The organism is Paenibacillus sp. 22594 (assembly GCF_052044425.1).
Classification (GTDB): Bacteria; Bacillota; Bacilli; order Paenibacillales; family Paenibacillaceae; genus Paenibacillus_AQ.
Genome location: NZ_JBQENA010000001.1, coordinates 527,226 through 550,641, shown reverse-complemented (window position 1 = coordinate 550,641; position 23,416 = coordinate 527,226). Strand labels below are relative to the sequence as shown.

General features: G+C 50.4%; 16 protein-coding genes. 13 read left to right on the top strand and 3 right to left on the bottom strand.

All coding sequences use genetic code 11. The features are described 5' to 3' along the window. Window positions 1-108 precede the first annotated feature (108 nt). On the bottom strand, window positions 109-1,215 hold the full coding sequence (locus ACTJKB_RS02355; RefSeq protein ID WP_440831639.1) for a glycoside hydrolase family 88 protein: 1,107 nt from the start codon (window positions 1,213-1,215) through the stop codon (window positions 109-111). Between the two features lie 249 nt (window positions 1,216-1,464). Between ACTJKB_RS02355 and ACTJKB_RS02350 the strand changes: the two genes are divergently transcribed. Next, window positions 1,465-2,916, top strand: a complete 1,452-nt coding sequence (locus ACTJKB_RS02350; RefSeq protein WP_440831638.1) for a glycosyl hydrolase family 28 protein — start codon at window positions 1,465-1,467, stop codon at window positions 2,914-2,916. Here ACTJKB_RS02350 and ACTJKB_RS02345 read toward each other — a convergent pair. After that, window positions 2,913-3,770, bottom strand: a complete 858-nt coding sequence (locus ACTJKB_RS02345; RefSeq protein ID WP_440831637.1) for a helix-turn-helix domain-containing protein — start codon at window positions 3,768-3,770, stop codon at window positions 2,913-2,915. The genes ACTJKB_RS02350 and ACTJKB_RS02345 overlap by 4 nt on opposite strands. Before the next feature lie 138 nt (window positions 3,771-3,908). On the opposite strand from ACTJKB_RS02345, the gene ACTJKB_RS02340 reads away from it, so the two are divergent. From ACTJKB_RS02340 to ACTJKB_RS02330, 3 genes are all read left to right on the top strand, one after another. Further along, entirely contained in the window at window positions 3,909-5,492 is a 1,584-nt protein-coding gene (locus ACTJKB_RS02340; RefSeq protein ID WP_440831636.1) for a glycoside hydrolase family 43 protein, read from the top strand. A 417-nt stretch (window positions 5,493-5,909) separates the two neighbouring features. After that, window positions 5,910-10,697 carry a LamG-like jellyroll fold domain-containing protein gene (locus tag ACTJKB_RS02335; protein WP_440831635.1) on the top strand — a complete coding sequence of 1,596 codons (4,788 nt, stop codon included), beginning with the start codon at window positions 5,910-5,912 and terminating at the stop codon, window positions 10,695-10,697. 297 nt (window positions 10,698-10,994) lie between these two features. Further along, window positions 10,995-12,284, top strand: a complete 1,290-nt coding sequence (locus ACTJKB_RS02330; protein ID WP_440831634.1) for an L-cysteine desulfidase family protein — start codon at window positions 10,995-10,997, stop codon at window positions 12,282-12,284. Between the two features lie 111 nt (window positions 12,285-12,395). Here the strand turns inward: ACTJKB_RS02330 and ACTJKB_RS02325 are convergent, their stop codons facing one another. Then, window positions 12,396-13,151, bottom strand: a complete 756-nt coding sequence (locus ACTJKB_RS02325; protein ID WP_074086178.1) for a DeoR/GlpR family DNA-binding transcription regulator — start codon at window positions 13,149-13,151, stop codon at window positions 12,396-12,398. A gap of 363 nt (window positions 13,152-13,514) precedes the next feature. On the opposite strand from ACTJKB_RS02325, the gene ACTJKB_RS02320 reads away from it, so the two are divergent. From ACTJKB_RS02320 to ACTJKB_RS02280, 9 genes are all read left to right on the top strand, one after another. Further along, the gene (locus ACTJKB_RS02320) at window positions 13,515-14,666 is read left to right on the top strand and encodes an iron-containing alcohol dehydrogenase (RefSeq protein WP_440831633.1); all 1,152 of its coding nucleotides are present in this window, start codon (window positions 13,515-13,517) and stop codon (window positions 14,664-14,666) included. Between the two features lie 26 nt (window positions 14,667-14,692). Next, window positions 14,693-16,156 (top strand): rhamnulokinase, encoded by a 1,464-nt coding sequence (rhaB, locus tag ACTJKB_RS02315; RefSeq protein ID WP_440831632.1) that lies wholly within the window; start codon window positions 14,693-14,695, stop codon window positions 16,154-16,156. 96 nt (window positions 16,157-16,252) lie between these two features. Next, complete coding sequence (rhaA, locus tag ACTJKB_RS02310; RefSeq protein ID WP_440831631.1) at window positions 16,253-17,509, top strand: L-rhamnose isomerase; 1,257 nt, start codon at window positions 16,253-16,255, stop codon at window positions 17,507-17,509. 57 nt (window positions 17,510-17,566) lie between these two features. Continuing rightward, window positions 17,567-18,412, top strand: coding sequence for a rhamnulose-1-phosphate aldolase (gene rhaD, locus ACTJKB_RS02305; protein ID WP_440831630.1), 846 nt, complete (start codon window positions 17,567-17,569; stop codon window positions 18,410-18,412). A 183-nt stretch (window positions 18,413-18,595) separates the two neighbouring features. After that, complete coding sequence (locus ACTJKB_RS02300; RefSeq protein ID WP_440831629.1) at window positions 18,596-19,690, top strand: NADH:flavin oxidoreductase; 1,095 nt, start codon at window positions 18,596-18,598, stop codon at window positions 19,688-19,690. A 263-nt stretch (window positions 19,691-19,953) separates the two neighbouring features. After that, the gene (gene miaB / locus ACTJKB_RS02295; protein ID WP_440832691.1) at window positions 19,954-21,561 is read left to right on the top strand and encodes a tRNA (N6-isopentenyl adenosine(37)-C2)-methylthiotransferase MiaB; all 1,608 of its coding nucleotides are present in this window, start codon (window positions 19,954-19,956) and stop codon (window positions 21,559-21,561) included. A 24-nt stretch (window positions 21,562-21,585) separates the two neighbouring features. Next, the gene (locus tag ACTJKB_RS02290; protein ID WP_440831628.1) at window positions 21,586-22,038 is read left to right on the top strand and encodes a RicAFT regulatory complex protein RicA family protein; all 453 of its coding nucleotides are present in this window, start codon (window positions 21,586-21,588) and stop codon (window positions 22,036-22,038) included. A gap of 50 nt (window positions 22,039-22,088) precedes the next feature. Continuing rightward, window positions 22,089-22,859, top strand: a complete 771-nt coding sequence (locus ACTJKB_RS02285; protein WP_440831627.1) for an NUDIX domain-containing protein — start codon at window positions 22,089-22,091, stop codon at window positions 22,857-22,859. Window positions 22,860-22,871: 12 nt separating this feature from the next. Then, on the top strand, window positions 22,872-23,414 hold the full coding sequence (locus ACTJKB_RS02280) for a cysteine hydrolase family protein (RefSeq protein WP_440831626.1): 543 nt from the start codon (window positions 22,872-22,874) through the stop codon (window positions 23,412-23,414). Window positions 23,415-23,416 lie beyond the last annotated feature (2 nt).

The following is a 23,416-nucleotide window of genomic DNA, read 5'->3' as shown; positions in this document are numbered from 1 at the left end:
TTGCAAATATAAGAATTTATATGTTTTACGCTATAAATTATCCTTCTATTTCTCGCTGAAACGGATACCGTCCTTAAAAGGACGGTATCCGCTTTCACTTGTCTGCAACTAGAAAATCCGGTGCTTCCATCCGTTCAGCTTGGAGACCGCTTCAATATAGTAGTAGTCTGCATAGATCAGCGAGACTTCGATGAAGGAATCCCCGCTGCCAGTACCTTTGGTAAGGATCGCTTCATGCTCCGGCTGGTTCCAGGTGGCATAATTCTCTGTTAAAGAGCGGAGAATCCGTTCCGCTGCATTTGCATATAGGCTCTGTTCACCCAGTGGAACCAGATCGGCAAGCTCCAGCAGGCCGGAAGCGGCGATGGCTGCAGCCGAGCTGTCCCTATATTTGCGTTCGTCATTTCCGGTGCGGAAATCCCAGTACGGGACCTGATCCTCCGGCAGCGCCGCGATGAAATAATGGGCAATCCGCTTGGCAGTATTGAGAAAGCGCACATCTCCGGTATGCCGGTACGTATTGATGAATCCGTAGAGGCCCCAAGAGGCTCCGCGGCTCCAGCAGGACTCTGGCGAATATCCCTGTCCGCCGAAGTTCTCAATATACGCGCCGGTCTCGGCATCAAAGGAGAGGATATGCTTGGTGGAACCATCCTCCCGAATCCCGTACTGCATCGTTGTTTCCGCATGGCTGATTGCAATGTGCTTGTAACGGGGATCACCGGTAACCTTGCTGGCCCAGAACAGGAGCGAGATGTTCAGCATGCAGTCGATGATAACCCAGCCGTATTTGTCCGCATTCCAGGCACGGATGAACCTGCCGGCAGGATTATAGCGGGCGGCCAGAAAGTTGGCGGCCTCGATTCCTCTACGCAGACCATCCTCATCGCCGGTCAATGTATGCTTGATGACAGCAGTAGGCAGGAACTGGAAGCCCACATCATGATGCAATTCCTCAGTCGGCTTGACGAACCATTCCTCCAGGGTCGTGTCCCAATTCCAGGCGGCCTCCTTATATAAGTCTTTTCCGGTCATATCGTGCATGATCCAGAGAAGTCCCGGCCAGAAGCCTGAAGTCCACCAGTCCGATCCGATATCGTCGAATTTGCCGTCTTCACCGGCATAATGCGGACATTTCCCGCCGATTTGTTCGATCATACTCGTAACCTTTGTATCCAGTTTGTCCATAACTTCCTGCCAATAGGCTGTGCTCATTGCGGATGCCTCCAATATATAAGAATGTGTCCTGAGTATATCGTGAAGAAGCTTAAGGAAGTTGCAATTTTATATCCCAAAATATCGGAATATTGTCATGTTCCTCAGGAAGATTTCCAACCTTCATAGTTTATGTTTGCGCTTTTATTGCGACAAAATACCAACATTTCTGTGTAACCCAGCCAAACTATAAATAGAAGAAGAACGGTATGCTTGAGACATTGAACATCCCAGGGAGGTTATTGGACAATGAATCAGCTGCAAGTGTATGAAGCCCCTAAGAATATTCCGGGCCGGCAGGATTACCAGGTGAAGGTGCGGAAGCCGGGTGAAGCGTGGCAAACGCTTTTTATTTATGAGGTCAAAGTAGACATGCATGAGGTCCGTCCGGCGTCAATGGCATTTTTTGATTTTGAGGGAGAAGCGGACGTAGAGATTACCTGCCTGTATACAAGGATAGAAAGTGTGAATATTTCCCCGGCTGCACGCAAAGTAGACTGTGCCCATGACGGGCACAAGATTAGCTTCAAGCTGAACGGTCCGCAAAAGCTATCGATCGAGATTAACGGTGACCGTTTCCGTAATCTGCACCTTTTTGCCAATCCCTTGGAGGTTTGTGCGCCCCGGCCGGATGGTGCGGGTGTCCATCTGATTCAGCCGGGGATACATCGTTCGCCGGATCTTCTGGCCTTGTTAAAGTCAACGGAAGTGCAGATGAACGGGCAGCCGCAGACACTCTATTTTGCCCCCGGAACCCATTACATAGAAGAAACTGTATTTGCGGTTCCGTCCGGAACAGTCATCTATTTAGCTGGCGGTGCGGCGTTTGTCGGCTCTTTCGTCTGCGAGGGTGTGGAGGACGTTGTGATTCGAGGCCGGGGCGTAGTATACTTGGCGGATTTTCACCGATTTTCAGCTTTTCGCGGAGTGCGGATCGTCTTTTCGCGCCGGGTGCGCATTGAAGGGATTACGGTGATGGATCCGCCGCACTATAGTGTTTTTATCGGCCAGTCGGCAGACATTGCTATCACGAATTTCAAAGCATTCAGCACGCGCGGCTGGAGTGACGGCATTGACATCATGTCCAGCAGCGGGATAGAGATCCGGGATGTGTTCATGCGCAATTCAGATGACTGCATCGCCATTTATGGCTCCAGATGGGATTTCTACGGGGACAGCCGCAACATCAGTGTGCGTGACGCTGTTCTGTGGGCGGATGTGGCCCATCCACTCATGATTGGCACACACGGCGATCACCGGTGCAGCGGGGATACGATTGAAAATATCGTGTACGAAAACATTGATATCCTGGAGCATCACGAGCCGCAGGAGAACTATTGGGGAGCGCTTTCAATTAATGCGGGGGACCGCAACCTGGTGCGAAATGTGCTGTACAGTGACATACGGGTGGAGCGGATTGAGCAAGGACAGCTGTTTGATCTGCGGGTAGTGATGAACAAGGATTACAACCCCGAGCCTGGTACTGGTATTGAAAATATAACGTTTCGCAATGTCCGCTATGATGGGGGTGAGGCACAGCCTTCGCGCATTTACGGGTATGATGAAGAACGGGGTGTGAACGGAGTGGAGTTCATCAACCTGCAGATCAATGGGGAAAAGGTAGACGGAACGCGCACAGATCTCATCCAGGTGAATGCCCATGCGCAGAATGTAACGTTTACAATCGAAGAAGCTCTTTAATTGCTTTTTCTATACTTCAGGGGTGTGGTACCCAAGACTCTTTTGAAGAGTTGGTTAAAGTAGGAGGCGTTCGGAAAACCGACAGTGATGCCAATCTGCTCCACCGGCATATCGGTAGTGGCGAGCAGACGGCAGGCCTGCTTGATCCGCCGGGCTGTCAGATAATCTACCAGACGTCCGCCCGTTTCCTGATGGAATACCCTGGAGACATAGGACTTGGACAAATGGGTCTCAGCGGCAAGCTGCGCCAGATTCACTTCTTCCTGGTAATGCTCCTCAATCCAGTTCATGATCTGTTCGGAATAACGGAGATTCCTTCGCTCCTCCGGTTGAATGAGGGAGTTCTCACCGGTTCCGAGACAGCTCAGCAGCTGGAGAAGCATCATCGTGATGTCTTCAGGGTCTTCCTCCATGGCGCTGTTACGGCACAGGTTGTAATTCTTGTAGTTCCATTCCACAGCTTCGGCGCTGCCGCCGAGATCGAAGCCGCAGTAGGAGTTTTTGCCCTGCCAAAGAGCGGAGAAGATGGCCTTGCGTTTGGCGAAGCCCTGCAGCAGATTCTCGGCGGTATGCGGATCTATATAGAAAATTGTGCGCATAAAAGGACACTCAGGAGAGACTTCTGAATAGATCCGGTGCAGCTGGTAGGGCTGGAAAAAGAACAGCATGCCAGAGCGGATATCGTACATCTGCTGATTAACGACAACATTGCCTTGGCCGCTGTGGACAAACATGACTTCACAGCATTGATGCCAGTGGTAATACCCCTTGTAATAATCGTCAGTATAGATCTGATAGTCCCAAATCAGTGACTTGTGGTCCGCAAAAATGACAGGTTCGAACAGCTGCTTCATAGCTCCTCCATCATGACAAAATATAAACATTTTCTTAAAACTCATTATAACTTTTAACAGCTGTGACCGCTACAATAAAAGGTAGGAATTTCGCACAAATTGTATATTTGGTTAACTAATTATAGGAGGGTAAAATCCATGGCTTCAACGATTCTGAATCCGGTTCTGACTGGCTTTCATCCCGATCCGTCGTTTCTCCGTGTCGGGAATGACTACTATATTGCCACTTCCACCTTCGAATGGTTTCCAGGTGTAGAAATCCACCATTCCCGTGATTTAGTGCATTGGCACTCGCTAACCCGGGTTCTGACGGAGGCGTCACAAGTGGATCTGCGTGGTAACGGGAGCTCCGGCTCGATCTGGGCGCCGGCACTTTCATACGATAACGGGATCTATTATCTGCTTTTTACCGATGTGAAATCACGCAAAAGCGTCTACAAGGATCTGCATAATTATCTCATCACTGCTACAGATATCACAGGACCCTGGAGCGAGCCGGTACGGCTGAATGGCAGCGGCTTCGATCCGTTCCTGTTCCATGACAATGACGGCACCAAATGGCTGCTCAATATGCGCTGGGATTTCCGTAAACAGCACAGCAATTTCTCAGGCATCGTCATGCAGCAGTATGATCCTGAGAGCCGAAGTCTGACGGGGCCTGTCCACGAATTATACAAAGGTACCCCCATAGGTGTAACGGAAGGCCCGCAGCTCTATCATAGAAACGGCTATTACTATCTGCTTGTGGCCGAAGGCGGGACTGGCATTAATCATATGGTCACACTGGCCCGCAGCCGCAGCCGGACAGGACCCTTTGAAACGGATCCGGATTATCCGATCATGACTACGGCGCATGATTTGACCTTTGCGTTCCAGCAGGCGGGTCATGGCTCATTGGTGGAGACACAAGCGGGTGAGTGGTATATGGCCCATCTCTGCACCCGGCCAATTACGGGAACCGGGAAGATGAATCCGCTGGGCCGGGAGACGGCCATCCAGCGTGTTGTCTGGACAGATGACGGGTGGCTGCGACTGGCCCATGGCGGCAAGCTGCCTGCGCTGACGGTTGAAGCACCGGAGCTGCCGCCGCACCCGTTTCCGGAACTGCCGGAGCGGGATGATTTCGATGAGGAGACGCTGGGCTATCCATACCAGAGTCTGCGTGTTCCTTTTGATCCTTCCTGGGTGAGCCTGACAGAGCGCCCTGGGTTTCTGCGGCTGAGGGGGAGGGAATCGCTGGCCTCGCTGCATGACCAGAGTCTGATAGGGCGTCCAATTCAGCATTTTACCTGCACGGTGTCCACCTGCATGGAGTTCAAACCGGATACCTACATGCAAATGGCTGGACTGGTCCTTTATTATGACGACGTTGACTACTACTATCTGCGGGTCACCGCTGATGAGATTAGAGGGGTAAGCCTTGGTGTTGTGATGTGCAGAGCGGGGGTATATGACGAAGTCTCCTCGATGCAGATATCGGTGAAGGACTGGGACCGCTATTACCTGAAGGCGGAGATCGAAGACCGCGATATTCTATTTTACGCCTCCCCGGACGGAGCAGAGTGGACCGCGATGTGCACACCACTTGATTTCGGCACGTTGTCCGATGAATACGGCGGCAAGCTGGGCTTCACGGGCGCCTATGCCGGAATCTGCGCTCAGGATCTGGATCAGCAGGCGAAAGCAGCGTATTTTGACTATTTCGAGTATAGAGCGGAATAGTACGGCAAAAGGAATTCTATAGCCCACTACTAAAGGCTCCTCGTTTTCTGGATTTCAGCAGAAAGCCCGGAGCTTTTTTGTGTTGTGCCGATGATCATAATGTTATGCGAATTATAATCAACATAATCATGAAACATTTTAGATGATTTAAAATTTCTAATTGACTAATTGCTGTCAGGACACTTAGAATATAACCGTCAAAGACATCTTTACATAAATTGATTTATATATATTTAAAATGAAATCAAATTTATTAAGGATTGTCTTTTCAAAAAAAAGAAGATGTAAGCGTTTTATATGGATTTCAACAAGAAAGGAGGACGGGGTTTTATCATATCGTATGTTTATTTAAGGGATCATTATGATTCGTGCAAACTAATCTTTTATCCAAATGGAGGATGATGATCTGTGGTGAGAATGACAGGCAAGCTATCTGCAGCGCTTCTAGCGCTGGTTCTGCTAGTGCCTTCGCCGCTGACAATGGCAGCAAGCGGCGAAACTATAGCACAGACGGATGGTGTAACAGAGCATAAGCAGGTCACAGACTATATAGGCCACTGGGCACAGAGGGACTTTCAGACATGGGCAGACAAAGGTCTGATTACGGGATACGGAAAAGGGAGCTTCAAGCCCGATCAGGCGATTACCCGGGCAGAATGGGTGACCCTGATCAACCGGGTTTTCAATTTGCAGGCAGAAAATGAAAGCGGATTCTCAGATGTTGCGGAGTCCAGCCCGTATTACACGGACATCCAAAGGGCGGCAGCGGCCGGATATGTATCGGGCTACAGCGACGGCACATTCCGTCCGAACCAGGCGGTAAGCCGGCAGGAAGCCGCCGTCATGCTGTTCCGGCTATTCCGGCTTGATGCTTCGGCTGATACAGCTGCGCCTAAGGATGCCGCGGATTTGCCGGCGTGGAGCCGGGATGCCGTAGTCACGCTGCTTGGAGAGGGTTATTTGGGCGGGTATGAGGATGGCAGCTTCAAGGGGGCCCGCCCGGTTACAAGAGCAGAAGCGTTGCGGATGATTGGTAAGCTGACAGGTGAAAGCATTCTGCAAGCAGGTACGTATTCGGAGATTGCTACCCGGAATATGGTCATCAGTCATCCGGGTATTGAATTGAAGAATTCCAGTATCAGCGGTAATCTGTATCTCACTGAGGGTATTGCTGAAGGGAATGTCACACTGGATAACATTAAAGTTACAGGCAAAATATACGTGTCCGGCGGAGGCGTGAACAGTGTCACATTAAATAATGTTAACGCTTCCGAAATCGTAGTGAATAAGAAGAATGGCCAGTTGCGTATTTTGGCTCAAGGAAATAGCGCCGTTCCCTTGGTCCGGGTGCAATCCGGAGTCAAGCTGGAGGAAGATAGCACCGTTCCCGGAGCCGGTTTCAACCGGATCATCATCGAGAAATCACTGCCGGAGAATTCAATGATTCAGCTTGGCGGAGTCTTCGATTCAGTAGATGTGCAAGCGCTTGGCAACCCTCTGCTGTATTTATCCCGGGGAAGCATCAATCAATTGACCTTGAACCAAAAGGCCGGGCTGCGCGTAGATTCCCAAGCGGAGATCGGCAATCTGGTCCTCGGAGTTAACGAGCAGATTCTGATTCAGGGCACTGGTAAAGTTTCTTTTGACAGCAAATTCAGCGGGAATATCAGATTCGAGACACTGCAGGCAACAGCTACTGCTGCGGCTAACCCTGTCTCTAGTGGAAACGGAGGTGGAAACGCGACATCCGCGCCAACAGCCACTCCACCAACCGCAACATCCACGCCAATAGCCACCCCAACAGCCACACCAATAGCAACACCGGCACCAACTGCTGCAGCTTCGGCTGATCCCGGAACTTCACCGGAAGCCACAGCGCCGGTTTTCTCTAACGTATCGGTACATGACCCTTCGGTAGTGAAGAAAGGAGGAACCTATTATGTCTTTGGTTCCCACATTGAAGCGGCCAAGTCGGAAGATCTGATGAACTGGTCCACCTTCACGAACGGATATACTACACCGGATAATGCGCTCTACGGCGATCTTTCGGCGAATTTGGCGGGTTCCTTTGCCTGGGCGGGCGAGAATGACTTGGACAGCAAAGGCGGCTTCTCGGTATGGGCACCTTTTGTATTCTGGAATGGAGATTATGTGAATACAGATGGAACCAAAGGTGCATTCATGATCTATTACTGTACTTCTTCCACATATATCCGGTCGGCAATCGGCTTTGCTGTATCCCAGAATATCGAAGGACCTTATGTCTATGCGGATACAATCGTATACTCCGGGTTTACCAAGGATGAGCAGTATGATACGAACAGTACTATCAACAAAAAATGGACAAATACTAATATTCAGGCGCTCATCGATGATGGCATATTGGATGGGGTAAACCCAAGCTGGTTCAACGCAGACGGCTCTTATATGAACAAAGTATACACGAACGCGATTGACCCTAACCTGTTCTATGACAAGAACGGTAAGCTATGGATTACATATGGTTCGTGGTCAGGCGGTATCTTCACCCTGGAAATCGATCCTGTTACCGGAGAGCCGAAGTTCCCTGGCAAGGATGGTACGACTCCCGACGGCCGGCTTATTGACCGCTACTTCGGAACGAAGATTTCGGGCGGCAACTATAAATCGGGTGAAGGTCCCTATGTTGTCTATGACAAGAATACCGATTATTACTATTTATATGTGACCTATGGCGGGCTTGCCTCGGATGGCGGCTATAACATGCGGCTGTTCCGCTCGGCCAACCCGGATGGCCCTTACAAGGATGCAGCGGGTCAAAATGCCGTGCTGGCCACCGATGGAGACCACTCGGCCATTGGGAACAAGCTGCTTGGCAACTTCATGTTCAGTAATCTGAACGGTGATGCTGATTTCCATGCCTATGGATATGTATCCTCAGGCCACAACTCGGTTTATTACGATGAGGATGAAGGTAAGCTCTTCAATTTCTTCCATACCCGCTTCCCGGCACGGGGAGAAACCCATGAACTGCGGGTACATCAAATGTTCATGAACGAGGACGCCTGGCCAGTTGTTGCACCTCACCGCTATTCAGGTGAAACGCTTGAAAAGGTGGAGCGCAGCGAGGTTGCCGGAGCCTATCAGTTTGTCAATCACGGCAAGGATACTTCAGCTAAGATAAAATCTACAGTTGATGTACAACTGCTTGAAGACGGTACGATTGCCGGCTCAGTAACTGGCACCTGGGAGCTGAAGGATGATTATTACGTTCATCTGCTTCTTGACGAAACAGATAATGGCAGTGCGGTTCAAAGACTGTACAAAGGCGTATTCGTGAAGCAGTGGGACTCTTCCCGAAATGCCAGTGTGATGGCGTTTACAGCCATGTCGGATCAAGGGGTGATGGTCTGGGGCAGCGCGATTGAGCAGCTAAGTGACGAACAGCTGGTGGCCAATGCAGCTAGTGGCCTCACTCTCGGTGATACAAGCAAGGTCTATAAAGATATTGAACTTCCAACAGCGGGAGTACACGGCTCGGCAATTACTTGGATTTCTTCTAATGAAGCTGTGGTTGGAGCGAACGGCAAGGTAACCCGTCCGGAAGCGGGGACGGGAAATACAACCGTCGAGCTGACAGCGACAGTTACGCTTGGCGCAGCTAAGACCACCAAAACTTTTACGATTGTGGTGGTTGAACTAAGCGGCAAACTGCTGGAGGACGGATTGACTGCAGCCTATGATTTTGAAGGGAACCTTACCGAGAGCGGAGAACGATTTGCTGCAGGACAGGTAACCGGCAAATTCATCAACACCACAGATGGAACCGTAACCTATGAGGAGGGTGAGGATGGCCAAGCGGTTAAGCTGAACGGCAGCTCCGGCATCCGCCTGCCTGACGGTCTGATCAACGGCAAAGCATATACGATTAGCTTATGGCTGAAGCCAGAGCAACTCACAGCCTATACGCCTGCATTCTTCGGTGCCAAAACCGGAACCAACTGGGTAAGCCTGCTGCCTTATGGCAATGCGGGAGCTACTACACGGATGTGGTTCGGCAGCGAAACCTGGCTTGATGCAGACGCAGGCGTGCAGATTCCAACCGGTCAGTGGTCGCATGTGGCCTTCACGTACGATGCCGGCACAGCCAAATTGTATATTAACGGCGTACTGAAATACACCGGTAAGTCGTTTACCGATGTATTCCAAGGAACAGATAGCGTATTCGCTCTTGGCGTTAATTACTGGGATGTCCCTTACAAAGGGATGATTGACAAGTTCCGGGTCTACGAGAAGGCAGTGACTCCTGAAGTGGTCGGCTGGCTGGTGAACGGCGAGCCGGATACCGGGGTCAAGGTTAGTTCCATTTCTTTCACCGATGCAGTAAAGAGCATAGCATTAGGAAATATGTATACACCACAGACCACGATTCTGCCGGCCAACGCAGGCCACCGGGGGCTAGTCTGGAGCTCAAGCGCCCCTGAAGTGGCAGCAGTTGATGCGGTTACCGGTGTAGTGACTGCCAAGGCTATGGGCGGAGCAGTGATTACCGCAACAGCTGCTGACGGCAGCGGTGTAAGTGCTAGCTATACAGTAACGGTAACGGATGGAAAAGTGGCCTACTACGCTTTTGACGGCGATTTGAAGGATTCGCTTCTGCTGGCTGGGGAGGGCCGGGCTACAGGCATGCTGATTACCAGCGCTACTGTGGGCAGCGTCACATACGGCGATGGCGTTTCCGGCCAGGCAGCGCTGTTCGACGGTGCATCAGGGATACGCCTGCCGGATGGGCTGATTAACACGGACACCTACTCTGTATCCATGTGGCTGAATCCAGATCAGCTTACGAATTTTACGACAGCCTTCTTCGGAGCCAGAACGAACAGCAACTGGATCAGCCTGGTTCCACAGAGTCCTTCGGACCAGACGATGTTATGGTCCAACGCGGCATATGAAGCGGATACGGGGATGAAAATTCCGGTCCATCAGTGGACTTATGTTGTTTTTACCGTTAATAACGGGACGGTTAAGGTCTATATCAATGGAGAGGAGAAATTTTCCGGTATAGGCTTCCCGAGCATTTTTACAAATAATAATGGAGTATTCTCACTGGGTGTGAATTATTGGGATACGCCTTATAAGGGACTTATTGACGAGCTTAAGATATTCAGCAATGTGCTTACTCTGGAAGATGTTGGGGCAGAGTATAGTCTGGCCGGAAGGTAAACCTGCTACAAGGTAGGGGAGCGAGCAGCGGACGGCAATATACAGTGGGGCGGGATCGTAATCCCGTCCCCTTTTTGCATATGTTTACAACGACATAGTTCCCCCGCAAAATCTTGGTTAATAGGGAAACTGCCCGACTCCAGCCAGAATAATGATTCCCGCAGTTACTAACCCTACGATAATAAAAACTCTGTAGACAAGGGGTTCCCCTGGAGCCTCCCGCTGATATACTATAGTAGAAATGAGCTTTTGGAATAGAGAGAACGCAGAGAGAATAGAGAGTAGGAGATTCCATACATGTCCAGCTTATTAGAGATTTTGCACAAGGAAGTTGTCCCGGCTGAAGGGTGTACTGAGCCGATTGCGGTTGCATATGCCGTTTCATTGGCGGCAGAGCTTCTGGAGGAAGAAATCACGGCAATCCGGCTGAAACTCAGCGGAAATATCATTAAGAACGCAATGGGTGTGGGCATTCCCGGTACAGGTCAGACCGGACTCCCTATCGCAGCAGCACTTGGAGCGGTGGTCGGCCGTTCCCACAAAGAGCTGGAAATCCTGTCAGGCTTGACTCCAGCCGAATTGAAGCTGGCAAATGATCTGTTAGAACGGGGCCTTCTTGAAGTAGAACTGAAGGATACACCTGAGAAATTGTATATAGAAGCCCAGGTATACTCGCAGAACCATATAGCAACTGCCATAATTGCTGGGGAACACACTCATATAGATTCCCTGGCACTCGATGGGGAGAAAATCACACCTCCCAAGTCCAAAGCGGATTGCGGTAAACCCGGACGGTCGGGTTCCGAGACGTATGCGGGTTCTGTTGAAGGCATTTTTGAGTTTGTATGCACCGTTCCTTTCCAGGATATCTGTTTTCTTCTCGAAGGGGCCAAGATGAATAAAGCTATATCTGATGAAGGATTACGCGGGGATTACGGCTTGCAGGTGGGCAAGAAAATGAGCCAGCCATCTGCGGTGAACTTGTTCGGCAATGATGTGGCAAGCAAAATCATCGCTGCGACAGCTGCCGCCTCTGATGCGAGAATGGACGGCAGTGCAATGCCGGTAATGACTACGGCAGGCAGCGGCAACCAGGGCATCGCCTGCACGCTTCCCGTGATTGCCTTGGCGGAGCTGCTCGGCAAGGATGAGGAAATGCTGGCCCGGGCGCTTGCGCTGAGCAATCTGGTTACTGTACACATTAAGCATTACATCGGACGGCTCTCACCGTTATGCGGTTCAGGGATTGCTGGCGGAGTAGGAGCGAACAGCGGAATTCTCTATCTTATGGGCGGAAGCCTTGCCCAGATTAAGTTTGGGATACAGAATACCATTGCGTCCCTTTCAGGCATGATCTGCGACGGGGCAAAATCAACCTGTGCGCTCAAAATCTCCACCTCTACCAATGCAGCTATTCAGGCAGCTACGCTGGCAATGAACAACATTGGGCCTACTACGAAGGATGGCGTGATCTTTGAAGAGGTGGAAGACACGATCCGCAACATGGAGCGTCTGGTTCAGGAAGGCCTGGCGGATACCGATGCTACAATCTTGAACATCATGCTCTCCAAAGGTGGAATGCTGTAGTCATATTATTTCAAATTCCGCACCGTCCTTGAACGAAACGTAGGTTTTCATATTTTTATACAAAACCGCCCGGTTCCCTGCGCAGCAAACGCAGGAGAGCGGGCGGTCTTTTTAATACAATACTTCAATATTCTCTTCGGCAAGGCGTTTCAGCCAGGGGTCTGCAGGTCTGCGGTCCGTAATCAGCACATCTATGCTGCCAAGTGCAACCAGCCTTGTAAAGGCGGTTTTGTCAAACTTGGTATGGTCAGCAAGCAGCACAACCCTTTCCGCCTGACGGAGCATGTGCTTCTTCAACTCACACTCCGGTTCATTGGAATCGGTAATCCCCCGCTCCATATCAATGCCTTTGCAGCTAATAACCGCAGTATCCACATTATAGCGCTGGATGGTATCATGGGCGACCGGCCCGACCAGCGACAGTGAACGGTGGCGCAGTGAACCGCCGGAGGAAATGATGTTCAGGCCGGAATTTGCGAACTCATGCAGAATATTAATAGAATTGGTGATGATCGTTAGATTGTTTTTGTTGCCCAGCAGCTTCAGAAATTCAAAAGAGGTAGAGCTGGGGTCTACCATCAATGTATCCCCATCATTAATCAGGTCCAGCGCTTTAAGCGCAATGTTTCGTTTGATATCGGTGTTGAGCGCATTGCGCGTCACAAAGGGCAGATCCTCATTCGTATGCCTATTCAGCATTGCCCCGCCATAAGTCCGGCTTAGAATGCCGTCTTTCTCCAGCTTCTCCAGGTCCCTGCGGATCGTTTCTTCGGTTACCTCGAACATCCGGCTGAGATCGGAGACGAGGACCCGTTTATCCTGATGTACAAGATCTATGATTTTCTTGCGTCTTTCGGCTGCCAGCATATGTATCACCTTTCCGGAACGATATGGTCTAACTATAGACTTAAATATCTGTGTTTTGCAAGAAAATAAACGAAAACCACAGGTGTTATATACATATTTCTTCGCAAAACAGACACTAAACAAATAAAAACAACATTAAATATATTTTATTTGTTGACAACAAAGATTTATGAAGATACGATGAGGATGTTAATGCTCTGACTGTAAGCGATACCTTTTTGAGAGGCGCCAGTGCCGGTCGGCTGATATGCTCAGAGACCAGCCTGAGGTGCCGAAGACGGCATAAAGCTTGAGGCTTGCGTAGAAGAACATTAATCCGAATAACACCGTTTATAACAAATTGCCTGGGAGGCTGGTCAATCAATGAGTACTCATGTCTATTATGTTCCGTCCACCAACATTATGGGTAAAGGCTGTCTGAAGGAAATGGGTCCTTACATTCAGGAATTGAATTTGAAGAAGGCGCTTGTGGTCACCGACAAATTTCTGGTCAAGAGCGGCATTGCCGGCAAATTGCTGGCTGTACTGGATGAAGCGGGGATTCAATATGCCCTCTATGATGAAGTCAAACCTAATCCAACGTGTAAAAATGTCCATGACGGTGTGGATTTTCTGAATTCGCAGGGCTGTGATTATCTGATCTCCATCGGCGGCGGCTCACCGCAGGATACAGCCAAGGCTATTGGAATTATCGCCACCAATGGCGGGCATATCAAGGAATATGAAGGTGTGCATAAATCCAAACATAAATCTCTGCCGATCGTTGCAGTCAACACAACCGCCGGTACTTCTGCCGAAGTCACTATTAATTATGTAATTACCGATGAAGAACGGAAAGTGAAGATGGTTATGGTCGACAAAAACAGCATCGCTACCATTTCAGTGAATGATCCCGAGCTGATGATCGACAAACCGGCCGCGCTTACCGCCGCAACAGGAATGGATGCGCTCACCCATGCCATCGAAGCGCTGGTTACACCTGGAGCCTATCCGGTAACCGATGCTACAGCACTGGCTGCGGTGGAGCTGATCTTTGCCAATCTGGCGCGGACCGTGAAGAACGGGCATGATATTGAAGCGAGGGAGCAAATGGTCTATGCCATTTTCCTGGGCGGTCTGGCCTTCAACAATGCTGGTCTCGGCTACGTGCATGCGATGGCGCATCAGCTGGGCGGCGTATATGATCTGCCCCACGGTGTATGCAATGCAATGCTGCTGCCATATGTGGAAGAAGAAAACGCAAAACATGTACCCGAGAAATTCAGAAGTATTGCCAAAGCCATTGGACTGCAGGTTGAAGGCAAAACCGATCAGGAATGTGCGGCATTCGTTATTGAATCCATCAAGGAACTGTCCAGGGAAGTGGGCATCCCGTCCAAATTGTCTGAGCTTGGCGTAGATGAAGTTGATCTGGATCTGCTCGCTGAGAACTCAATGAAGGACGCCTGCGCACCTGGTAATCCTTTCATACCTACCAAAGATGAAGTAATTACCCTGTTCCGCAAAATTCTCTAGAACAACATTTAGTAAGGAGAGCTTCTATGAACAAACATATCGCCGTCGATATCGGCGCCTCCAGCGGCCGGCTTGTACTTGGGACCCTCAGGGACGGTATCCTGACTCTGGAAGAGCTCCACCGGTTCAGTAATGGATTCACCGAGCATGAAGGCTCCTGCTTCTGGGACATTGATTATTTATTCGACCAGATTATTACGGGTCTACAGAAAGCCACCGCACACGGCATTAAAGAGTGCACGTTAGGCATCGATACCTGGGCAGTGGATTATGTGCTCCTGGACGCGGAAGGCAACCGCATCCAGGAGGTGTATGCGTACCGGGATTGCCGAACGGAAGGAATGATGGAGGAAGTGGCTGCGCTCATTCCGCCGGAGACGGTGTATGCCAAAACCGGGATTCAGCAATTAACCTTTAATACGCTATATCAGCTGTATGCCCATGACCCGATTGAATTGGTCAAAGCAGAACAAATTCTGCTGGTGCCGGATTATCTCTACTATAGATTAGGCGGCCGGAAGATCAATGAGGCTACCAATGCCTCGACCACTCAATTGCTAAATTTGCAGACTGGTGATTTTGACTCTGAACTGCTGTCTCTTTTACATTTGCGAAGAGAGCAGTTTGCTGTACTGACAGCTCCGGGTGAGAGCCTTGGATATATTCAGGAGCAGCTTGTAAGCCGGTATGATCTGCCCCGGTGTCAACTGATTTGTGCAGCTACCCATGACACCGCATCTGCAGTGCTTGGTGTACCCGTGCAAAAAGGCCGATCTTCAGCTTACATTAGCAGCGGTACCTGGTCGCTGCTGGGCGTGGAGCTTGACCAGCCGATTAATAATCCGCAAGCGATGGCAGCCAATTACACCAACGAATGGGGAGCCTTCGGCACCTACCGGTTCCTTAAGAACATCATGGGACTGTGGCTGATCCAGGAGGTGCGCAGATTGGACGGCGAACGCTACAGCTTCGCCGAGCTGGCCCGGCTGGCCGGGGAAGCCGAAGGCTTCCGCAGTCTGATACCCTGCAACGATTCGCGGTTCCTGAATCCGGATAATATGATTGAGGAAATCCGTGCTGCTTGTGTGGAGAGTGGTCAGCCTGAGCCGCAGACACCGGGACAGCTTGCCCGCTGTATATTTGACAGCCTGGCCTTGTCTTACCGGAGTTATCTGCAGGAGCTTGAAGCTCTGACAGGAACGGCGGTTGAGGTGCTGCAAATCGTAGGCGGCGGTGCGAATAACGGACTGCTGTGCCAGCTGACCGCCAACGTTATCGGCAGGGAAGTGCTGGCGGGACCGACCGAGTCGACAGCACTGGGAAATCTCGCGGTTCAGCTGATTCATGAGGGCAGTGTGGCCAATATAGCTGAAGCCAGAGAGATCATCGGGAACTCTTTTCCTATTGTATCTTATACCCCTCAACCGGTCCCTGAGCTGCAACATCTGCTGGAGCGCTGGGAGGCCCTTCACGCACCGGATATCCATTAGGCAGCGTAAAATACACACCATATGACCGGTTAAAGTTCATTTTATATGAAGTGAAATTAGGGAGCGGATGCTCACAAAACATTAGGAGGTTTCAGCATGGATCAGAGCATCATTAACAGTTATCACGAAGCCCAAAAATTATATGCAGCCCATGGAATCAACGTGGATGAGGTTTTGGAGAAGCTTGCACAGATCAAAATTTCACTCCACTGCTGGCAAGGGGACGACGTCAAAGGATTTCTTTTCAAAGACAAGGAGCTGAGCGGGGGGATTGCTGTAACCGGCAGTTACCCTGGCCGTGCCGGTACACCGGGTGAGCTGCGTAAGGATTTGGAAAAGGCCTTGTCGCTGATTCCGGGCAAACACAAGGTGAATCTGCATGCCATCTATGCTGACACGGATGAACAAGTGGATCTGGATGAGCTGGAACCGCGCCATTTTGCACCTTGGGTCGACTGGGCAAAGGAACAGGGACTGGGTCTGGATTTCAATCCAACCTGCTTCTCCCATCCCAAAGCTGCAGACGGCTTCACCTTAAGCCACGCGGATGAGGGAATCCGTAGTTTTTGGATCAAGCACTGCAAGGCTTCGCGCAAGATTTCGGAATATTTTGGCCGTGAGCTGGGCCAGCCTTGTGTAACGAATTTCTGGGTGCCGGACGGCTACAAGGATACTCCGGTAGACCGTCTGTCCCCGCGCATTCGGCTGAAGGAATCACTCGATGAGGTGTTCAGTGAAAAAATCGATCCGAAGTACAACATTGATGCGGTGGAGAGCAAGCTGTTCGGAATCGGTTCGGAGAGCTATGTGGTTGGATCTCATGAATTCTATATGGGCTATGGCTTGACCCGGGGCAAGGCGATTTGCCTGGACGCCGGACATTTCCATCCGACAGAAGTGATCTCCAATAAATTGTCCTCCATTCTGATGTTCAGCGAACAACTGCTGCTTCATGTCAGCCGCCCGGTCCGCTGGGACAGCGACCATGTAGTCACTATGGATGATGAGCTGCTTGAAATTGCACGCGAGCTCGTTCGCGGAGATTTGCTGGGCCGCACGAATATCGGTCTGGATTTCTTTGACGGCAGCATCAATCATATCGCTGCATGGGTTATCGGCACACGCAATACCATCAAGGCGCTGCTGCGCGCCATGCTTGAGCCGGTTGCAGAACTGAAGGCTATTGAGCTGGCTGGGGACTATACTTCCCGTCTGGCCTTGGTCGAAGAATTCAAGTCCTATCCATTTGGTGCCGTCTGGGATTATTACTGCGCTTCGCAGAATACACCTGTACGCGAACAGTGGCTGGCTGAAGTGAAGAGCTACGAGCAGGAAGTGCTGTCCGCTAGATAAAGGTTGATGTGAACTTTAGTAGTACGACCAGTAACGCATACAAAGGAGAGAAAACATATGAGTACATCCGTAATTGAATCCAAAGGCTATATTGCCGGTACTGAAGCGCCATTTATCCAGGAAATGTCGGAAATTACCCATCACATGTGGTCGCTTGGCTGGGATGAGTTGAACGGCGGCAACGTGAGCTACTTGCTGGATGAGGAAGAGGTAGCGAAATATATCAACATCCGTGAGTCTTTGCGGACGATTAAGCTGACTTTTCCGGTACAGGAGCTGTCTGGAAAATATTTTATCGTTACCGGTTCGGGCAAATACTTCCGCAATGTGATCAAGGATCCGGAAGCGAATCTCGGCGTCCTGCGTGTCAGTGATAGTGGAGAGAGTGTTGAAGTCCTGTGGGGTCTTCGAGACGGCGCAGTACCGACAAGTGAGCTGGCTTCTCATTTCATGAGCCATATTGAACGTCTGAAGGTCGATCCTGCGCACCGCATTGTGCTGCATACTCATGCTACGAATGTCATCGCCATGACCTTCACCCATGATCTGGATGAGCTGAAATTCACCAAAACCCTCTGGGAAATGTGCACTGAATGTCTGGTTGTCTTCCCGGATGGTGTCAGTGTCATTCCTTGGATCGTTCCTGGCAGCAGTGAGATCGGCCGGGCTACCGCCGACAAAATGAAAGAATATCGCGTAGTGATCTGGCCGCAGCACGGCATTTTTGTCACCGGTGCAACCATGGATGCTACCTTCGGTCTCGTCGAAACGATCGAAAAAGCGGCAATTGTCTACAATCTGATTGGCGGCAGAGAAATCAAACAGAAGATCACTGACCGGCAGTTGGCTGATTTGGCCGCGGCCTTCCACGTAACGCCAAAAGCAGGGATATTGGAATTATAGAATTTTTTTGAATCAAGGAGCTGTCTACTTTATCTGAAACTTAATGCCGGTCACAAGCAGTTAACTGCTGTGTCTGGCTTTTTTTGTGTACGGAGTCCTATCGACGTCTCATTTGCTTTTAAGCATGACAAGAGGCATAATATGCTTACTTAAAGTAATTATATTAATTAACGGAGGCTGAAGATGAACACCGATAAATTGTTTGCTCCATTCCAGGCAGGAAGCCTGTCCCTCGCCAATCGTATCGTAATGGCACCTATGACCCGTGTGTATTCGCCTAATGGCGTTCCCGGTGAAGAGGTTGCTGCCTATTACCGCCGCCGTGCTGAGGGCGGAGTGGGCCTGATCATTACCGAAGGGACGGCGATCAACCATCCGTCAGCGGTCAGCCATCAGAATATCCCGAATTTTCATGGGGAAGCCTCTCTTAAAGGCTGGGCAAAAGTTGTGGAAGAGGTTCATGCCGCTGGCGGTAAAATCGTTCCACAACTCTGGCATGTCGGCATGGCCCGCTCTATCGGCCAGTTACCAAATGTAGATGCACTGCCGGTTGGCCCTTCCGGATTGGACCTGGCCGGTGAGCAGATTACGGAACCTATGACCAAGCAGGAAATTGACGGGATTGTCGCAGCCTTCGCCCGGGCTGCTGCTGATGCCAAAGCAGCAGGCTTTGACGGAATTGAGCTGCATGGTGCACACGGCTACCTGATCGACCAATTTTTCTGGGAAAAAACCAACAAACGGACGGATGAGTACGGCGGAGATCTGGAAGCACGGACGACATTTGCAGTTGAAATCATCGATGCCTGCCGCCGTGCGGTCGGTCCGGATTTTCCAATCATTCTCCGTTTTTCGCAGTGGAAAAGCGGGGACTATTCCGCCAAGCTGGCGCAGACACCGGAAGAACTTGCCCGTTTCCTCACTCCGCTCAGCAATGCCGGTGTGGATATTTTCCACTGCTCGACGCGCCGCTTCTGGCTGCCGGAATTTGAGGGCTCTGAGCTGAATCTGGCGGGCTGGACGAAGAAAATCACCGGAAAACCAACAATTACTGTTGGTTCTGTAGGTTTGAACAGTGAGTTCGTAACCGCAGTTACCGAAAAAAGTGAAGAAGATAATATCGAACGTCTGCTGGAAAAACTGGAAAAATCTGAGTTCGACCTAGTCGCTGTCGGCAGAGCTCTTATCAGTGATCCTGCCTGGCCTGCAAAGGTACAGAGCGGCAGAACAGACGAGATTATTGCTTTTACTTCCGAAGCGACGAAGACTCTATATTAAAGTGGTTAGGATATACTGAATTATAGCCGCCCTGGTCAGGGCGGTTTTTTCTTTTAAAAGATAAGAATTTATATGTTTCACGCTATAAATTATCCTTCTCTTTCTCGCTGAAACGGTGCCGTCCTTAAAAAAGGACGGCGAAGCCGTTTCCACTTGGCCCGCTGATTACCGGAATGGATGATTTATGCTATAATTTTTACTTGAGCATTACAATTTCAGCCTTGCAGATGCTGCAGAGCTTCATGAATAAAGGACGTGAAACCATGACAATGGAGAATAACTCACCGGACTTAAAATCCGGCAAGGGTGGTTCGAAGGATTACTCGAAATATTTTGACTTTTCTGATGCCAAAGTCATCAGTGAAGAAGAAGGCAAAACAACCTACCGGATCAAGGGCCGTACTGTTCAGATCAATTCCAACCCGGATTACAAGGAAGGCAAACGCCGGGGCAAGCAGGAAATTGAGGTCATTGACTTCGAAAACACGGAAACGAACCGGATAATGGAAGAATTCAGAGAGATCAACCGCCACAAGCAGCATTATTACTTCATAGCCACCTACGGCTGCCAGATGAATGAGCATGACACCGAAACGATGAAGGGGCTCTTGGAGCAGATGGGGTATCTGGGCACCGAGGACCGTAATATGGCCGATATCATTCTGCTGAACACCTGCGCCATCCGGGAGAATGCGGAAGATAAGGTATTCGGCGAGCTTGGACACCTGAAGAATCTGAAGCTGGAGAAACCGGGTCTTTTGCTTGGCGTCTGCGGCTGCATGTCGCAGGAGGAAGGTGTGGTCAACCGGATAATGTCCAAGCATGGATTTGTGGATATGATTTTCGGTACCCATAACATCCACCGCCTGCCGCAGCTTGTTAAGGAAGCGTACTTTAGCAAAGAACTCGTCGTAGAAGTCTGGTCCAAGGAAGGCGACATTATTGAGAACCTGCCCAAGAAGCGGGAGGGCATGCGCGCTTGGGTTAATATCATGTATGGCTGCGACAAGTTCTGTACCTATTGCATTGTACCGTTCACGCGGGGCAAGGAGCGCAGCCGCCGTCCTGAAGATGTAATCGCTGAAATGCGTGAGCTGGCTCGGCAAGGCTTTAAGGAAGTAACACTGCTGGGGCAGAATGTAAATGCCTACGGCAAGGATTTTACCGATATAGACTATACATTCGGGGATCTGATGGACGATATGCGGAAGATCGATATTCCGCGCATCCGCTTCATGACATCGCACCCCCGCGATTTTGACGATAAATTAATTGAAGTGCTCGGCAAAGGCGGGAATCTGACAGAGCATATCCATCTGCCGGTACAGTCGGGAAGTACCGCGGTGCTGAAGAAAATGAGCCGTAAATACAGCCGCGAAACGTATCTGGAGCTTGTGCGGAAAATCAAAGCCAGCGTGCCGAATGCCGTGCTGACTACGGATATTATTGTTGGCTTCCCTGGTGAAACCGAAGAGCAGTTCGGGGAAACACTGTCACTGGTGCGCGAAGTGGGCTATGATATGGCATATACTTTCATTTATTCTCCGCGGGAAGGAACACCGGCAGCTTCCATGGAGGACAATGTGTCGCTGGAGGTGAAGAGTGAACGCCTGCAGCGGTTGAATAATCTGATTAAGGAGCAGAGCCGGGACAGCAATGACCGGATGCTTGGCGAGATTGTAGAGGTGCTGGTGGAAGGCGAGAGCAAGAACAATTCGAATGTGCTGTCCGGACGCAGCCGCGCCAACAAACTGGTGCATTTTGAAGGGCCGAAGGAATGGATCGGAACCTTTGTTCACGTTAGAATTACCGATACCAAAACATGGTACATTAAAGGGGATTGTGTAGCTGAAGCTGCGGCAATTCTATAATCATAGAGGAATGGGGCGATAGAAATGAGCCAGGAAGAACCACGTGTGAACCAATACGGAATGAACACCTACAATACCCGTGACCTGATTGTGCGAGAGGATATTATGGGCAAAGCCAAGGAGCTTGCCTCGCTCATTTCCACCAGCGAAGAAGTGAAACATTTCCAGCAGGCTGAGCAGAAGATACAGAATCATGAACGGGTGCAAAGCCTCATCGCTACAATCAAGAAGAAGCAAAAAGAGATTGTGGCGTTCGAAAGCTTCAAGAACAAGGAAATGGTCACCAAAATCGAACGCGAAATTGAAGTCCTGCAGGATGAGATCGACGGAATTCCAGTCGTGAATGAGTTCCAGCAAAGCCAGAGCGACATTAACTATCTGCTGCAGCTCGTCATTTCTGTGATCCGGGACACCGTTTCGGAGAAAATCAATGTAGAAGCGGGTACCGAAGCTCCTCCTTCGACCTGTGGTGACTAAATCAAGAATAGACCACTTATTAAATAAGCTGCGGCAAAGGATGATTCATTGTGAGTGAGAACGGGGAACAAACCTATAACGTCAAAAAATACCGCACGCCGGACGGAGTTCCGGCCGATATTGTCATGTTTACCCTGACCAAACGCGAGCGGAAGACCGTGACCAAGACGCTTCCGCTGCGTGAATTGAAGGTCATGCTCGTGAAACGCAAAAAATGGCCGTGTGCCGGGATGTGGGCGCTGCCGGGCGGCTTTTGCCAGGAAGATGAGTCCATCTATGATGCCGCGACCCGTGAGCTGAAGGAAGAAACCGGTGTGGACGGCGGACATTTGGAATATCTGGGTGTTTACAGCAAGCCCGGACGCGATCCGCGCGGATGGATCATCAGCCATGCTTTCTTTGCGCTGGTGGAAGAATGGATGCTGGAGCATAGACAAGCTTCCGATGATGCGGATGAGGTTGGGCTGTTCACGCTGCAGGAAGCGCTTGAGGAGCTTGAGCTTGCTTTTGACCATCATGACATTATTTCGGATGCCTATTTGCGGATTCAGCAGCAAATGCTGCAGACGACGATTGCCAGGCAGTTTCTGCCCCATCATTTCACACTGAGTGAGCTGTATCAGGTGATTCAGACTGTCGTTCCAGAATTCAAGGAGCCCAATTTTATCCGCAAAATCACTTCAACCCGCAGCCGTCAGGGTATATTAAAGGAAGTACGGGATGAAGCCGGTAATCCGGTCAGCTCCAACCAGTATTCGCAGCGTCCGGCTCAGCTCTACATGTTCACGGATCATGAGCCTTTGTTATCAATCTATACCTAGGAGGGATAGGGAATGAGAGCCTTGATCGTAATTGACTTCACCAATGATTTTGTGGACGGCAGTCTGCCCGTGGGGCAGCCTGGTATGGATATCGCACCACGGATCAGTGAGCTTACACAGAGGTTCGTGGATAACGGGGATTACGTGGTGATGGCTGTCGATCTCCATGAGGAGAATGATCCCTATCATCCGGAGAGCAAGCTGTTTCCACCGCATAATCTGCGGGGTACCGGGGGGCGTGAGCTATACGGCAGTCTGAAAGACGTATACGATCAGAATCAGGATTTAATATACTGGATGGACAAAACGCGTTACAGTGCCTTTTGCGGTACGGATCTGGAACTGAAGCTGCGTGAACGGGGGATTACCGAATTGCACCTAATCGGAGTATGTACAGATATCTGTGTACTGCATACCGCAGTGGATGCCTATAACAAGGGCTTCAGTATTGTCGTTCACAAGGATGCGGTGGCCAGCTTTAATCCGGAAGGGCATGCCTGGGCGCTTGGACATTTCAGCGGAAGCCTCGGAGCGAACGTAGTTGCAGCAGAATAACC

Excerpts from the sequence above, each read along its gene's own strand:
- ACTJKB_RS02355 (WP_440831639.1), bottom strand. The coding sequence starts at position 1,215 with ATGAGCACAGCCTATTGGCAGGAAGTTATGGACAAACTGGATACAAAG.
- ACTJKB_RS02350 (WP_440831638.1), top strand. The coding sequence starts at position 1,465 with ATGAATCAGCTGCAAGTGTATGAAGCCCCTAAGAATATTCCGGGCCGG.
- ACTJKB_RS02345 (WP_440831637.1), bottom strand. The coding sequence starts at position 3,770 with ATGAAGCAGCTGTTCGAACCTGTCATTTTTGCGGACCACAAGTCACTG.
- ACTJKB_RS02340 (WP_440831636.1), top strand. The coding sequence starts at position 3,909 with ATGGCTTCAACGATTCTGAATCCGGTTCTGACTGGCTTTCATCCCGAT.
- ACTJKB_RS02335 (WP_440831635.1), top strand. The coding sequence starts at position 5,910 with ATGACAGGCAAGCTATCTGCAGCGCTTCTAGCGCTGGTTCTGCTAGTG.
- ACTJKB_RS02330 (WP_440831634.1), top strand. The coding sequence starts at position 10,995 with ATGTCCAGCTTATTAGAGATTTTGCACAAGGAAGTTGTCCCGGCTGAA.
- ACTJKB_RS02325 (WP_074086178.1), bottom strand. The coding sequence starts at position 13,151 with ATGCTGGCAGCCGAAAGACGCAAGAAAATCATAGATCTTGTACATCAG.
- ACTJKB_RS02320 (WP_440831633.1), top strand. The coding sequence starts at position 13,515 with ATGAGTACTCATGTCTATTATGTTCCGTCCACCAACATTATGGGTAAA.
- rhaB (WP_440831632.1), top strand. The coding sequence starts at position 14,693 with ATGAACAAACATATCGCCGTCGATATCGGCGCCTCCAGCGGCCGGCTT.
- rhaA (WP_440831631.1), top strand. The coding sequence starts at position 16,253 with ATGGATCAGAGCATCATTAACAGTTATCACGAAGCCCAAAAATTATAT.
- rhaD (WP_440831630.1), top strand. The coding sequence starts at position 17,567 with ATGAGTACATCCGTAATTGAATCCAAAGGCTATATTGCCGGTACTGAA.
- ACTJKB_RS02300 (WP_440831629.1), top strand. The coding sequence starts at position 18,596 with ATGAACACCGATAAATTGTTTGCTCCATTCCAGGCAGGAAGCCTGTCC.
- miaB (WP_440832691.1), top strand. The coding sequence starts at position 19,954 with ATGACAATGGAGAATAACTCACCGGACTTAAAATCCGGCAAGGGTGGT.
- ACTJKB_RS02290 (WP_440831628.1), top strand. The coding sequence starts at position 21,586 with ATGAGCCAGGAAGAACCACGTGTGAACCAATACGGAATGAACACCTAC.
- ACTJKB_RS02280 (WP_440831626.1), top strand. The coding sequence starts at position 22,872 with ATGAGAGCCTTGATCGTAATTGACTTCACCAATGATTTTGTGGACGGC.